12 protein-coding genes are annotated in these 14,246 nt (G+C 64.3%); 8 read left to right on the forward strand and 4 right to left on the reverse strand.

Annotation, left to right across the window (positions count from 1 at the left end; genetic code table 11):
* Positions 1-157 precede the first annotated feature (157 nt).
* The 5 genes from ABZF37_RS00425 (at position 158) to ABZF37_RS00445 (ending at position 8,307) form a co-directional block, all read left to right on the forward strand.
* Entirely contained in the window at positions 158-2,140 is a 1,983-nt protein-coding gene (locus tag ABZF37_RS00425) for a DmsC/YnfH family molybdoenzyme membrane anchor subunit (RefSeq protein WP_372715566.1), read from the forward strand.
* Between the two features lie 5 nt (positions 2,141-2,145).
* Entirely contained in the window at positions 2,146-2,529 is a 384-nt protein-coding gene (locus ABZF37_RS00430) for a hypothetical protein (protein WP_372715568.1), read from the forward strand.
* A 247-nt stretch (positions 2,530-2,776) separates the two neighbouring features.
* Positions 2,777-3,850: an efflux RND transporter periplasmic adaptor subunit gene (locus ABZF37_RS00435; protein ID WP_372715569.1), complete on the forward strand. Its 1,074-nt coding sequence runs from the start codon at positions 2,777-2,779 to the stop codon at positions 3,848-3,850.
* Positions 3,847-6,924: an efflux RND transporter permease subunit gene (locus ABZF37_RS00440; RefSeq protein WP_372715571.1), complete on the forward strand. Its 3,078-nt coding sequence runs from the start codon at positions 3,847-3,849 to the stop codon at positions 6,922-6,924. The genes ABZF37_RS00435 and ABZF37_RS00440 overlap by 4 nt, the downstream gene beginning before the upstream one ends.
* A 3-nt stretch (positions 6,925-6,927) precedes the next feature.
* Positions 6,928-8,307, forward strand: a complete 1,380-nt coding sequence (locus tag ABZF37_RS00445; protein ID WP_372715573.1) for an MFS transporter — start codon at positions 6,928-6,930, stop codon at positions 8,305-8,307.
* 340 nt (positions 8,308-8,647) lie between these two features.
* On the opposite strand, the gene ABZF37_RS00450 is transcribed toward ABZF37_RS00445, so the two are convergent.
* The 4 genes from ABZF37_RS00450 to ABZF37_RS00465 form a co-directional block, all read right to left on the reverse strand.
* Positions 8,648-8,914, reverse strand: a complete 267-nt coding sequence (locus ABZF37_RS00450) for a type II toxin-antitoxin system RelE/ParE family toxin (RefSeq protein WP_372715575.1) — start codon at positions 8,912-8,914, stop codon at positions 8,648-8,650.
* Entirely contained in the window at positions 8,898-9,125 is a 228-nt protein-coding gene (locus tag ABZF37_RS00455; protein WP_372715577.1) for a DUF6290 family protein, read from the reverse strand. The genes ABZF37_RS00450 and ABZF37_RS00455 overlap by 17 nt, the downstream gene beginning before the upstream one ends.
* Positions 9,126-9,353: 228 nt before the next feature.
* Entirely contained in the window at positions 9,354-10,643 is a 1,290-nt protein-coding gene (locus tag ABZF37_RS00460) for a tetratricopeptide repeat protein (protein ID WP_372715579.1), read from the reverse strand.
* 126 nt (positions 10,644-10,769) lie between these two features.
* Positions 10,770-11,702 (reverse strand): PEP-CTERM sorting domain-containing protein, encoded by a 933-nt coding sequence (locus ABZF37_RS00465; RefSeq protein ID WP_372715581.1) that lies wholly within the window; start codon positions 11,700-11,702, stop codon positions 10,770-10,772.
* Between the two features lie 378 nt (positions 11,703-12,080).
* Between ABZF37_RS00465 and prmA the strand changes: the two genes are divergently transcribed.
* The 3 genes from prmA to ABZF37_RS00480 all read left to right on the forward strand — a co-directional run bounded on the left by prmA (position 12,081) and on the right by ABZF37_RS00480 (position 14,194).
* Positions 12,081-12,944 carry a 50S ribosomal protein L11 methyltransferase gene (prmA, locus tag ABZF37_RS00470; protein ID WP_372715583.1) on the forward strand — a complete coding sequence of 288 codons (864 nt, stop codon included), beginning with the start codon at positions 12,081-12,083 and terminating at the stop codon, positions 12,942-12,944.
* Positions 12,941-13,630 (forward strand): zinc-ribbon and DUF3426 domain-containing protein, encoded by a 690-nt coding sequence (locus ABZF37_RS00475; protein WP_372715585.1) that lies wholly within the window; start codon positions 12,941-12,943, stop codon positions 13,628-13,630. The genes prmA and ABZF37_RS00475 overlap by 4 nt, the downstream gene beginning before the upstream one ends.
* A gap of 273 nt (positions 13,631-13,903) precedes the next feature.
* Positions 13,904-14,194 (forward strand): helix-turn-helix domain-containing protein, encoded by a 291-nt coding sequence (locus tag ABZF37_RS00480; protein WP_372715587.1) that lies wholly within the window; start codon positions 13,904-13,906, stop codon positions 14,192-14,194.
* Positions 14,195-14,246 lie beyond the last annotated feature (52 nt).

Raw genomic sequence — 14,246 nt, forward strand, 5'->3', positions numbered from 1 at the left:
AATCGCCTGACCCTGGGGCTGCTCGATCCGTATTCGCGCCAGCCGGCCTTCAAGCAGAACGCGGTGCGGGTGGAGCAGATCGACCAGCGGGAAGCGGCCCGCCTGAACATGGAACGGCGCGCGTTCTGAACCTTTTCCGGAGCACGGACATAAACAGATGATGCACATCAAAATCGATGACCGAACCGGTGAAGCCTCGGTCACCCCGGCCAGTGGACAGTCCGGGGGCAAACCGATCTGGGACATCCGCACGGAAGAGCAGCCGTTCGCGGTGCTGGCCAGTGCGGATATCGACAAGACCAATCGCTACGGTCAGGAAATCGACCTGATCGAGCTGAACAAGCGCAACGGGCACGCGCTGCCGGTTGGCCGTTCCTTGTTCATCAACGAGAACCCGGCGGTGGGCACCAACCCCAACCGCAACAAGCAGCACGGATTTTTCTTCACCGCCGACAACTGCATTGGCTGCCATGCCTGCGAAGCGGCTTGCGCCGAGAAGAACGAGACACCGCCACATCTGGCGTTCCGGTCGGTGGGCTATGTCGAGGGTGGCAGCTTCCCCGACTACAAGCGCATGAACATCTCGATGGCCTGCAATCACTGCGACGATCCGGTGTGCCTGAAAGGCTGCCCGACGCGCGCCTACACCAAGCACGCCGAATACGGCGCCGTGCTGCAGGATCCCGAGACCTGCTTCGGCTGCGGCTACTGCACCTGGGTGTGCCCGTACAACGCGCCGCAACTGGACCCGGTAAAGGGGCAGGTTTCCAAGTGCAATATGTGCGTGGATCGGCTCGAGGTGGGCCTGAAGCCGGCCTGCGTCGCGGCCTGCGTCGGCAACGCACTGGATTTTGGCGTGATCGAGCAAATCCCCAAAGGCCGCGAGCAGGCACGGGTGGAGATTCCCGGCTTCCCGTCGCCCGAAATCACCCAGCCGAACATCCGTTTCCAGCAGATCAAGGAACTGCCGGACGAGATGAAGCGCACCGACTCGATGCCCCTGAAGTACCACAAGGATGCAAAAGGCCGTTACCGCCCAGCGGTCGACCAGAAAAAAGGCCAGGCCAGACACTGGAACATCGCCCGCCTGAGCTCGCGCGAGAACCCGCTGGTGCTGTTCACGCTGGCGGCACAGACGGCCGCTGGCGCGTTTGCCTGGCAGTTCCTGGGCGCCCAGGCCGGCGTGGACGGTTTTGTCGCTTTCGGGCAATCGGCGCTGTACGCACCGCTGGCGATCCTGAACTTCCTGCTGGTGTCGTTCGGCTTGTTCATGTCGACCCTGCACCTGGGCAAACCGCAGCGCTTCTACCGTGGCTTCAACAACCTGCGTTATTCGCCGGTTTCGCGCGAGGGTCTGGGCATTGCCATATTCATCGGCGCGCTCGGCCTGCATATTGTGTGCAGCCTGCCAGCGAACAGCCTGTTCCAGTCGCTGGTGAGCGCCCTGTTTGGTTTCGATGTCGCGCCGCTGGGCCAGATTGCCGCCGGTTCGGCGGTCGGCTTTGGGTTTCTGGCCGTGCTGGGCAGCACGGTGGGCCTGTACTACATGACCCGTTGCTATCGCATCAAGGCGCGTCCGTTCTGGGACCACTGGCAGGTCGCGACGGCCTTCGCCGGCAGCGCCTTGTCGCTGGGCTCCTTGCTGGTCGGCGCGGTACTGGTGGCAACCCTGGCGGCCAGTGGCGAGAACTACCAGGCAGCGGCGCTGGCCTGTGCGGGTGGGCTGACCCTGGGCCTCGCGGTGGAGGCCATTGGCCATGTCGCGCACGCGCGCGCCATGGGCCATGCCGGGCACGAAGGCGGCGCCTCGTACTACATTCAGTCCACGACTTTCGGCAACACCTACCTGCTGCGCAACGCCATGCTGGCGCTTAATCTGCTGCTGGCCGCTGGTCTGTTGGCGGCGATGCTGGGGCAGGCGCAGTTCGGCCTGTTCACGCTGCTGGGCTGGGTCGGCGTCGGTGTGGCCAGCATTGCCAGCAGTGTCATTGGTCGGGCGCTGTTCTATGTGCTGGTGGTTCCGACCACCATGCCCGGCGCCTTTTTCTGGAAGAACAAAGGCTTCGAGGAGCACGCCCGCGACATCGGTCTGGCCAATCTGCCGCAGGTCGGCGTGGCGCCGTTGCGTCACTATCCGTGATCCCGATGCGGCTCGAAGACCTGCTCGCCAGGACCTGCGTGATCGGCCTGTCGTATTTTGATCTCCAGGGCGAGCCGATGAAGCAGGCCCAGTACGCCGGATCGGTGGTCAGGGTCGACCCCGAGCAAGGCATCTGGGTGCGGTTGCGTCACATGGACGCCGGCGTCGATCAGCCCGAGTTCGTGCTGCCGCCGAACCTGGACGCCTGGTTCAAGGCCCCGCCTGGACGTTACCGCCACGCCGCCTCAGGCGTGGACATCGAAAATCCGGATTATGTGGTGACCTGGGACGTTCATCGCACCCAGAACAACACCGCTGAGGGACAACACGAATGGTGGGATTGGGTGCCCAACGTGGTGCCACCCCAGGTTGGCCCGCCCAGACCCTGAGCGCCTGATTCCGGGTCGCCGCGATCCTGGCCGCAGTTACACGCCTGCGAGCGGATTGCGCGGCAGACGGACAGATCGAAGCGGTATCCGGTCAAGCGCGACCGAGCGAAAAAGGGCGGGGTCGCCGACGGTGGTTGCGCAGAAGGGTCTTGGTCTCGTGGCTGCGTCGCGTGGCGCCACCGCTTGACCGGGCGGTCAGCGCTAGGTGTAATGGCGGCGGGACGCCGACCCCCACCGGAAAAACAATATGCCCCTCACCTGGTCTTTGCCGCGCCTCCTGCTGGGGGGTACAGCGTTGTTGCTCGTCGCCGTTGGCTGCTCGCGAGGGGATCAATCCGCCACGCCGGGTGCCCCTGGCACCGCTCGTCCGGCGTTGCCCGTGCTGGTTGCCCAGGCACGCACCGAACACCTGACCGACCGCCTGCGTGCCGTGGGTACGCTCACCGCCAACGAATCGGTGCTGATCCGCCCGGAGATTCCCGGGCGTGTGGAGCGCATTCATTTCGAGGAAGGCCAGCCGGTCAAGGCCGGGGAGCCGCTGATCACGCTGGACGCCGCCGAGTACCGGGCCCAGGTGGCGCAGACCGAGGCTACGGTGACGGTCAACCGTCTGAACTTCCAGCGTGCGCTTGATCTGGTCAAAACCAACATGCTGAGCCAGCAGGATTACGACCAGGCGCAGGCACGGCTGGCCGAATCGCGGGCCTTGCTGCAACGCCATCAGGTGATGTTGGCCAAGACCGTGCTGCGGGCACCGTTCGACGGCGTGGCCGGTCTGCGCCAGGTGAGTCCCGGCGCCTACGTGCAGCCGGGCCAGGATCTGGTGAATCTGGAAGACCTGGACCCGCTGAAGATCGAGTTTCGCGTGCCCGAGCGCCACGCCGGCGCGATGACTGTTGGTCGGGCGCTGATGCTGCGCGTGGACGCCGTGTCGGGCCGCGAATTCAGCGGCGAGATTTACGCCATCGATCCGCGGCTTGACGCCGCCACGCGTACCTTTGCCCTGCGCGGGCGGGTGCCGAACAGCGACGGTTTGCTGCGGCCGGGCATGTTCGCTCAGGTCGAGTTGACCGTCGGTGAGCGACCGCAGGCGATCGTGATACCCGAGCAGGCCATCGTGCCACGCGGCGAGAAGCTTTACGTGTTCAAGGTCGTGGATGGAAGGGTGGTGTTCACGCCGGTGGGCACTGGCCTGCGCTTGCCGGGAATTGTGGAAATCGTCGAAGGTCTTGGCGTCGGTGACACGGTGGTAACCGAAGGTCAGATGAAGCTGCGTGATGGCATGCCGGTCGCTGCCCAGGCGCCGGAGACCGCACCGTGAAACTGACGGAGGTGTCCGTCGCGCGGCCGGTGCTGGCCACGGTGATGAGCCTGGTTATCGTGCTGCTGGGCGTGATTTCGTTCACCCGCCTGTCGGTGCGCGAGTATCCGATGATCGACACGCCGGTGGTATCCGTGCGCACCATTTACCGCGGTGCCAGTGCCGAGATCATCGAAAGCCAGGTCAGCCAGCCGCTGGAGGATGAGCTGTCGGGCATCGAGGGCATCGACGTCATGAAGTCGGTGTCGCGCGAGGAAGTGTCCGAAATCACCGTCAAGTTCCGGCTGACGCGCGATCCGGACGATGCCGCAGCCGACGTGCGCGATCGCGTCGCCCGTGCCCGCAGCAAGCTGCCCCAGGACGTCGACGAGCCAGTCATCTCCAAAGTCGAGGCCGATGCCGATCCGATCATGTGGCTGGCCTTCTACAGCGACCGCCACTCGCCGCTGGAGGTATCGGATTATGCCGACCGGGTGGTGCGCGACCGCCTGCAGACCATTCCCGGCGTGGCGACGGTGCTGATCGGTGGCGAGCGGCGCTATTCCATGCGCCTGTGGCTGGACCGCGAGCGGCTGGCCGGCTATGGCCTCACGCCGCTGGACATCGAAACCGCCCTGCGGCGCGAGAACATCGAGGTGCCGTCCGGGCGTATCGAGAGCACCGAGCGCGAGTTCACGGTGCTGTCGGAAACCGATATGCGCACCGCCGAGCAGTTCGACGCCATGATCATCCGCGAGGTGAACGGCTACCCGGTACGCCTGCAGGACGTCGGCCACGCCGAACTGGGGGCCGAGGACGAGCGGTCCGGCATCCGCGTCGACGGTGCCCCGGCGGTGGGAATGGGCGTGGTCAAGCAGTCCACCGCCAACCTGCTGGAAGTTGCCCGCGCGATCAAGGTCATGCTGCCTGAAATCCAGGCGACCTTGCCGGAGGGCATGCAGTTCAAGATCGGGACCGACCGGTCGAACTTCGTCGAGGAATCGATCAAGGCCGTTTACACGACGCTGTTCGAAGCCCTGGGGTTGGTGGTTGTCGTGATCTTCGGGTTCCTGCGCTCGCCGCGAGCCACGCTGATTCCGTTCCTGTCGATTCCGGTGGCTATCATCGGCGCGTTTTTCTTTCTGTATGCGCTCAATTTTTCGATCAATATCCTGACTCTGCTGGCACTGGTGCTGGCTATCGGCCTGGTGGTGGACGACGCCATCGTGGTGCTGGAGAACATCTACCGGCGCATCGAGGATGGCTTGCCGCCGCGCGAGGCAGCGCTGGTCGGCGGACGCGAGATCGGCTTTGCGGTTCTTGCCATGACCATCACGCTGGTGGCGGTGTTCGTGCCGATGGCGTTTCAGACCGGGACCACCGGACGCCTGTTTCGCGAGTTCGCCCTGGCGGTGGCCGGCGCCGTGGTGGTGTCCGGCTTCGTCGCGCTGACCCTGGTGCCGATGCTGTGCGGCCGGATTCTCAAACCCGCGCATCACAGCGCCGCTTACCAGTTCACGGAACGGTTTTTCGTGGCCTTGAACCGTGGCTATGAGGCTACGTTGCGGGCGGCGCTGCGCGGTTGGGTGCTGGTGCTGGCGCTGGCGATCGGCATGGGCGCCGTGGGGGCATGGATGTTCATGCAGCTCAAATCGGAACTGGCGCCCCTGGAGGATCGCTCCGATTTCGTGGTGCTCATGATCGGCCCGGAAGGCGCGACCTACGACTACATGTACCGCAACATGTTGCAGGCCGAGGCCGTTCTGAACGACGTCCCGGAGATGACCACGCTGTTCATGGTGGTCTCGCCGGGCGTGCAGCGGCCGGCACCGGTCAATATCGGTGCCTCGTTCGCCACCATCAAGCCGTGGGGCGAGCGCACACGGTCCCAGTTCGACGTTACCCGCGACCTCGGACCCAAACTGGGCGCCCTACCGGGCGTGCTGGCGTTTCCCATCAACCGGGCGTCGCTGGGCATGGGTGGCTATCGCGAGACGCCGGTGCAGTTCGTGCTGCAGGCCGACACCTGGGAAGACCTGCAGGGAGCGGTCGACGGCCTGATGGCGCGCGCCAGCCAGAACCCGGCGCTGTTGAACCTGGATACCGACCTGAAGCTGAACAAGCCGCAGCTGAAGCTGGACGTGAATCGCGACAAGCTGGCCAATGTCGGCATCAGTGCCGCGGACGTCGGGCGTACCCTGGAGACTTTGCTCGGTGGACGGGAAGTGACGCGCTTCAAGCGTGCCGGCAAGCAATACGACGTGATCGTAAAACTGGCCGACGACGCGCGCCGCCAGCCGACCGATCTGACCGACATTTATCTGCGCGCCGGCGATGGCTCGCTGGTGCAGGTGGACAACCTGGTCAGCCTGCACGAGGCAGTGGCGCCGCGCGAATTGAATCATTTCAACCGCTTGCGGGCGGCCAAGATCAGCGCCAACATCGCACCCGGCCATGCCATGGGCGAGGTGCTCGACTGGATGGCGATGCAGGCCAAGGACCTTCTGCCGCCCGGTGGGCGCATCGACTATGACGGAGTTTCCCGCGAATTCCGGGAGGCCAGCCAGGCGCTGGCGCTCACCTTTGGCCTGGCGCTGGCGTTCATTTATCTGGTGCTGTCGGCGCAGTTCGAGAGCTTCCGGGATCCGCTGGTGATCCTGCTGTCGGTGCCGCTGGCTATCGCCGGGGCCGTGGCAGCGCTGTACTTCACCGGCAATACGCTGAACGTGTACAGCCAGATCGGCATGGTCATGCTGATCGGCCTGACGGCCAAGAACGGCATCCTGATCGTGGAGTTCACGCGGCAGCTACGCGCCACCGGCATGGCCGCGCGCGACGCCCTCGTGCAGGCCTCGGTGCTGCGCCTGCGCCCGATTCTGATGACCTCCGCAACCATGCTGCTCGCGGCCATGCCGCTGGCTTTCTCCGGTGGTGCCGGGGCCGAGAGCCGGCATCCGATCGGCTGGGTCATTATCGGTGGCCTTCTGGTCGGCACGCTGTTCAGTCTGTACGTGGTGCCGGCGGTGTACCTGCTGTTATCCGGCCGGCAGCCGGCGCAGAAAACCGGCGCTCAAGCGCTGCCGCACCCGGCCTGACCGGTGGCTCCACCGGGCTCTTCGGCGCGGCCGGGTGTCGCGCTGGCGCTGATACCGCTCGCACGTGTCCTGGGCCCGTTCATCGCCACCGCCATCGTGGGTGCCGTGCCGCAGATCTCGGCCATGCGTGGCCTGAGTCCAGCCCAGGCGGGCTGGTACACCAGCGCCTATTTCGTGGCAGCGGCGGTGTTCATGATGCCGGTGTCCCGCGCCGGGGATCTTTACGGTCGCGGGCCGGTGCTGGCCCTGGGCGCGGCGCTGATTGCCGTGACCAGCCTGCTGGGGGCCTGGGTCGCCGATCCGTACGCCCAGATTGCATTGCGACTGTTGCAGGGCGCGGGCTCGGCCTGCGTGTTTGGCACCGGGCCGGCACTGCTGGCGCAACTGGCACCGCCCGAGCGACGCGGGCAGGCACTGGGCATCAACATCACCGTGACCTATATCGGCCTCACTGCTGGCCCGGCACTGGGCGGGGTGTTGAGTCAGGTGTTCGGGTGGCAGTCGATTTTCTACCTCACCGGCGGCCTGGGTCTGGGCGTGGCGCTGGCGCTTTGGTGGTTCCTGCCACGGTCCGCGGCAACCGCGCCGGGTGCGCGTTTCGACGCCTTGGGGGCAGTGTTGCTCGGTGCGACGCTAGGTTTTTTCTGGTTGGCTAGCGGTCGGCCACAGCACTGGGACGCGGTGGCGTTGCTGCTGCTCGCTGGGCTGTTGCTGTGGGCTTTCGTGGCCCACCAACGGCGGGTGGACAGTCCGTTGATCGACCTGCGGCTGCTGGCGCCGGGGCAGGCGCTGCGCTACTCCACGGGGGCGGCCTTGCTGCATTACAGCGGCGTGTTTGGCCTGAGCTACGTACTGAGCCTGGCCTTGCAACACGGGGTGGGCAGCGGCGCGGCGCGCACCGGATTGCTGCTGGCCGTGCAGCCGGTACTGCAAACCTTGCTGGCAGTACCCGCCGGGCGCCTGGCGGACCGCTTCCCGGCGCGTCGTTTAACGGTCAGCGGCCTGTGCCTGACCTGTTCCGGGCTGGCGCTGGTCACGCTGGTCGGCGTTACCGGTGCCTACGGCCTGCTGCCGGTGGCGCTGGCCTGTATCGGTATCGGCACGGCGCTGTTCGTGCCACCGAATCAGCATGCAGCTTTAGCGGCCGTTCCACCGTCGGCGTTCGGCCTGGCGGCCGGTCTCATGCAGACCTCGCGACTGGTAGGGCAAATGGCCAGCATGGCGCTCGCAGTATTGCTCTTGGGGCTACTTCAGCCGCACAGCGCTGACGATTACCGCTTTGCCCTGGCAGTGAGCGGAGGCGTTTTTCTCGTCCTGTGCCTGGGCGCGCTGGTGACCTCGGCGCGCCGACCGGCGCCACGCGCCGTTACGAATGCAGCTTGAGCTGGTTGCCCAAACCGCGACCGGCAGGGCTGGGAAGCGTCCCCTGGCATCAGCTGCCCCCGCCTGCTTGAAAAGCGCCAGCGCTGCTTCGGGCTTGTCCTGCGTAAGCAGACCGACCGCTGGCCCAGCCCCGAATGATGGGTTACGGCCTGGTAGCTCAAGCTATAAATTTCGCTATGTTCGACCCACCCCGCATCACCGGGTGCTTTGTCGCTCATCCTGGCAATAGCTGCGGCTATTGCTGTGGTTTGCTTCGCGCACTGAGTGCGCGGATGCGTGTCTGGGCATGTACGCAAACTTATAGCTTGGGGTATCGGCGACCTTCACCTACCTATGGCCCTTATCGGTAAACCTCGCGTCGGTTACCGATTTTTACGACCAGGACGCGCCAGGCACTATCCTGAACATCGCAAATGACGCGGTAGTCGCCGACACGATAACGCCAGAAACCGCCCAGGGGTCCGCTCAGTGCTTTGCCGGTGCTGCGGGGGTCATCCACAGACGCGATCCGTTCGTCCATGAAATCGACAATGCGCCGCGCTGCTTGCTTGTCGAGCTTGAGGAGTTGTTTTCTGGCCGTGTCGGTGTAATCAATCGTCCAGGGCAAGGTCTTTTCTCACTTGCTCGGCGGAATAGAGCTTTTCCTGGCCCATCCGAACGCGCTCGACCACCTCCGCCGCAAGGTAGTAGTCCTCTACGTCCTCCAATCCTTGCTCGATAATCTGGCGCAGGTAGAAGGCCTTGCTGCGTCCAGTGTGAGCCGACAGAAAATTCAGGCGCTGCTCGGTTTCCGCGTCCAGGCGAATTGAAGTAGCCATTTGCCAATCCCGGTTGAATACACGCATTCACGCTACCACAAGCCACAAATCAGGCCAACTGCAACCCAGGCAGACGCCTCGGGCAGCGCCCCGTGTGCGGCTCAGGCCGTAAGCTATTGTCCGGTGCCGATGGCGTCGGCTTGGGGATTGATGGGTTTCGCTGCGCTATGCATCCACGAAATCTGGTCGTCTTTGCGCGTCAACCGACGCCGCGTAATTGGCAGACGACTAGGAAGCGTCCCCAAGTTTCTGCAAGGCCTGTTTGGACGGGGCGTGCTTAGCGTCGATGGTTAGTGCCTCGCGAAAAGCTTTTTTTGCCTGGTCGGTCTTGCGCTGGTCCAGGTAGACCAGGCCCAGGTGGTATTTCACGTCGGCCAGCGGCGGTTTCATTGTCGCGGCTTTCTCAAGCACGGTTTCCGCCTCGGAGAACTTGCGCTGCGCCCGGTAGACCCAGCCCTGCGTGTCCCGGAAAGCCGCGCTGTCGGGCGCCAGTTTGACCGCCGTGGCAGCCCACTGCTCGGCCTGGCCCAGGTTGCCGCCGGACTCGGCCTGCATCCAGGCCAGGTTGTTGTAGGCAGGCGCGAAGTTGGCATCCAGCGCAATGGTCTGTTCATACGCCTCGCTGGCTTCGGTGTGGCGCTTTAGCAGCTGCAGGGCCGCGCCGCGTTTGAAAACGGCGGATGCGCTTTTGGCATCGGCCGCTACCGCCTGGTCGAAAAGCGCCAGCGCTGCTTCAGCCTTACCCTGGCCGAGCAGCACATCGCCCTTGTCGAGCAGGGCCGGCACGAAGTTCGGCAATACTTCGAGCGCGGCATCCAGGGACGCCAGGCCGGCGTCGGTCTGGCCGCGGCTCAACTGCATGCGTGCGAGCGAATGCAGGGGCAGCGGGATATCGGGTGCCAATTCGGCGGCCTTGCGATACTCCGCTTCCGCCTCCTTGAACTGTCCTGTGCCCGCCAGTGCCATGGCCAAACCCTGGTGCGCGCCGGCGTGCGTGGGATCGACCTGGACGGCCGCGCGGTAGGCGGGGATGGCATCGCTGGGTCGTTTCAGGGTATTGGCGTACAGATCCGCCAGATCGAGCCGCGCGCGCAGATTGTGGGGATTAAGTTCGATGGCTTTCCGGAGCGCCGTCTCAGCGACCGGGTAGTCCTTGCCGATAAAGTGGAACATGAAAAGCGAGTGCTGTACGACATCGTCCTGCGGCGCTAGCTCGACGGCCTGACCTAGCCATTTTTTTGCTTCGTCCCGTTTGCCACGCCGGAGTGCCACATCGGCCAAGCCAACCAGGGCTTGCGGCATCCGCGGATTTGCGGCGTGGGCGGCGGCGAATTCTTTCTCGGCGCTGTCAACGTTGTTATTGCGCAAGGCCTCCACACCTTGGCGGTAGTGTTCCAACGTGGGGTCGACCTTGCTCGGTGATGACGGCGGGGGCGGGTCAGGCGCCAGGAATGCCCCGTTGACGACTGATGCAGACAGCAGAAAGACGATAGCCGTGGCTAGCACAATACGGGTCATAGAACGCGCTCCTCGACAACAGAAACCCCCGCCTGTTATCACGGGCGAGGGCTCTGAGTGTGCCACCAGCGCGCGGTGGCGAGTTGGCGTAGCCGGATTCAGAATATAAAGCGGCTCAGGCGAAGTTCACGCAGCCTGCCGCCGACGCAGTGCTGCGAGACCTATCAGGCCTGCGCCCAGCAGGCCGAGCGTGGCGGGCGCGGGTACAGGTGTTCCTCCGATGGGCGGCACACCGATGCCGGCTCCACCAAAGCCCCATCCGAAGGCCGCCGGACCGTCGTTGTCGTACGAGTAGGAGTACGCACCTACGCCGTTCGCCGCGAAGTCAGCAAGCAGGCTCGCCACGGTGCGGCCGAAACCGATATAAGTGGTGAAGTCACGGCTGGCGCCATCGGCCAAGTCGCCGAAGGACAGGATGAAGTAGGCGCCAAGGTCGCCAGTCTGATCAGTGGCGTTGGCGTTTGGAGGACCGCCGAAGACGTAATCACGCAGGACCAGAGGATCGGGCGCAGCAAACGGATCAAACGATGTGTGCAGCACGTTGCCCACCGGGGCGCCGCCGGCCGCACCGGTCCAGATGGTGGTGAAGTCGTCGCTGAAGTGGCCCGGTGGCACGTCCCAATCCAAGGTGCGTGCGTAGCGCAGGTCGCTCACATCAGCGCCAGAGGTGTTCATGATTGACACATCGACCTTGAACAGGTTGCCGCTCGCGGTGGCGGAATAGGTGTGTGTGATGGTCAGGCCGGAGGTGGTTGTGACCGTGGAGAAACCTGCATCCGACGTGGCGCCAGCGGTGAATACAGCCGTTGAAAATCCTGAGGAACCACCAGCATACGAATAAGCACTCGAGCCGCTTGCGGCGACACCCCAACCTTCACATAGACAGCCGGGAGTTATCGCATCGCCGATGCCAGGAAAAAACAAGCCCGTGCCACTAAAGCCGAGACCACCGTCGTCGAATACGCCCATCTCAAGGCCAGTGGACGTGGTTAACACGGCGCCAGCCATCGAGGCCGAGGGCAGGGCCAGCGCGATGCCCAGCGCCAGGCCGGAAACCATGGCTTTCAAATACTGTTTCATAACTCGTGCTCCCGCGTTAGGACATTTACTGTCTTTTCCCTAGCAACCGCGCTACGCCCCCCGGCGCAACGCCTTATTGCTGGAAACTGTAAAGCAATGGGTGTGCCAATCTATTTAAAATGCCTATAAAACATAGGGTTGAGTTTTTTTGGCAATGGCTTGAATATGTTTTTAGACAGAGTTGTAAAAGATGCTGACAGGTCGCATGCCTTCGCCCGCTATCGGAGTCCAGAAACCAGTGTCCCCAATACCTGCGTTTTGGCGACGAATTCCCATGAACAAGCGGGTTTCGGCCAAGTGGCGCTGAACGTAAAAAAAACTGACAAGGCCGTTGTTTGCAAGCCCCGGGATCGCCCGATGCGTTGGATCAGCATTGAACTGTCAGCTCCCGCTGCGCGGCACGACGTAGTCTGCGCTCTGCTTGAAGGGGCGGGGGCGCTGAGCATCACCAGCGGTGATGCGGGAGACCGGCCGGTGCTCGAGCCCGCTCCCGGCGAAACGCCGCTGTGGCCGCAGGTGCGGGTGAGCGCGCTGTTCGATGGCGACTACGACGCGGCGCCGCTGCTGGCACTGCTCACTGCGGCCGGGGTGGAGGGGGTGGTGTGCCGGCAGGTGGCGGACCAGGACTGGGCGCGCAGTGGGCAGGACGTCATGCCACGGCATTTCGGTTGGCGGCTCTGGGTATGTCCCACGGACGTGGCGCCGCCAGTCCCGGATGCGCTGGTGTTGCGCCTGGATGCCGGGCTGGCGTTTGGAACCGGCTCGCACGCGACCACTGGTCTTTGTTTGCGCTGGCTGGCGCGGCGGCCATTGGCTGACCTGGAAGTCATCGACTATGGCTGTGGGTCGGGCATTCTGGCCGTGGCCGCGGCGCTGCTGGGTGCCCGTCAGGTGTGGGCGGTGGACATTGACCCGCAAGCGCTGCGGGCGACGACCGACAATGCCGCGCGCAACGGGGTGATCGAGCGTTTGCAGGTAGTGGCGCCAGAGCACCTGCCGATGCTGTCGGTGGACCTGATGGTTGCCAACATTCTTGCGCCGATTCTGGTGGACCTCGCGCCGCGCTTTATTTCCATGCTGCGTCCGGGCGGGGCTTTGTTACTATCCGGCGTGCTCGAATCCCAGGTCGTGGATGTGGTGGCCGCATTTGGGCCGCGGATGAAATTTCTGACGCCGGTCCTGGACCAGGGCTGGGCCTGCATTGAGGGGATCAGACAGTGAGCTTGGAATCCTTGTTACTGCGGTGTCCGGCGTGTGGCACGGTGTTTCGCGCTCCGGCTCGGCTGCCGGATCACGGCCGGGTGCGCTGCGGCGTGTGTCAGGAAATCTTCGCTGCGCAGGTGGCCCCTTCCATAGAGCCGTTGCCGGAAATATCCGTGAAGTCGGGGGTTCCGCGCCCGGCCTACGTGTCCGCTCCTGCTGCGCCCTTGCCAAGCATGGCCGGTGGTCTGCTGCGTTTCGGCTTGCTGGTGCTGCTCATGTTGGGACTGGCCGGTCAGCTGGCATGGTTGGCGCGCAATCGTCTGGCTGAGGTGCCCAGCCTGCGCCCGTGGCTGGCCACTGCGTGCGAACGGCTGGACTGCCGACTGCCGGCGTATCACGACCTGCAGACAATCCGCCTGACCGAGGCGCGCGTGACCTCGCACCCGGACTATGGCAGCGCGTTGCTGGCGGTGGTGACGCTGTACAACGATGCGCCCCTGGCACAGCCGTGGCCGCGACTGGCGTTGGCGTTGACCGCGCCGGATGAGGTAGCGGTGGCCGAGCGCATATTCGAGCCGGCCGAGTTCCTGCCGGCCGAGCGACAGGGCGAGGCGCTGTTTGCGTCTGGCGCGACGGTGGAGGTTCGCCTGCCGCTGGCCGATCCAGGCACGGCGGCGGCTGGTTTTAAGTTCTCGCTGTACTAGCGGCCGTTGGGGGCGAGCTGGTCTGCGCGTAGTCATCAGCGAAACCGGAGTCCAATTTGCACGCTGCGGTATCTACGCGCCTGACGACAACACGATAGCCGCGGGGTGACCGGAACCGCGTGCCAACGACAATGAATTTTCGGCTACCATGGCTGCCCGGTCGTTGCCGACAGGCGCAACGGACCGGCAAAAAAAGCCGTTTGTAGATTCGCGGTCATGCACTGCGGGGGCTTTCTGTTCCCGACGGGGTAGATGGCGCAGGGGAGGCCTTTGATGAAGCCGGCAAATGTCAGCGTGCAAATCGAGGAGTTGGCGACCCTGGGGGGCGATGCGGTCGGTTGCCAGCCGCTGGCGCAGTGTATGGAGATGACGGTGCGTCGCTACCTGGACGACCTCGGTCACAGTGACCCCACCAATCTTTACCAGTTGTTGCTGACGCAGATCGAGAAGCCCTTGCTGGCGGTGGTGATGGAAAAGGCTCGCGGCAACCGTTGTCGGGCGGCTGATATGCTTGGCATCAACCGCAATACGCTGCGTAAGAAATTGCAGCAGTACGGGTTCTGACATCCGCTTTATAGTCGGTCCAGTTTCATGAAGCCGCCGCCACGCGGCTGTC

This window comes from Immundisolibacter sp. (genome assembly GCF_041601295.1).
In the GTDB taxonomy this organism is placed as follows: domain Bacteria; phylum Pseudomonadota; class Gammaproteobacteria; order Immundisolibacterales; family Immundisolibacteraceae; genus Immundisolibacter.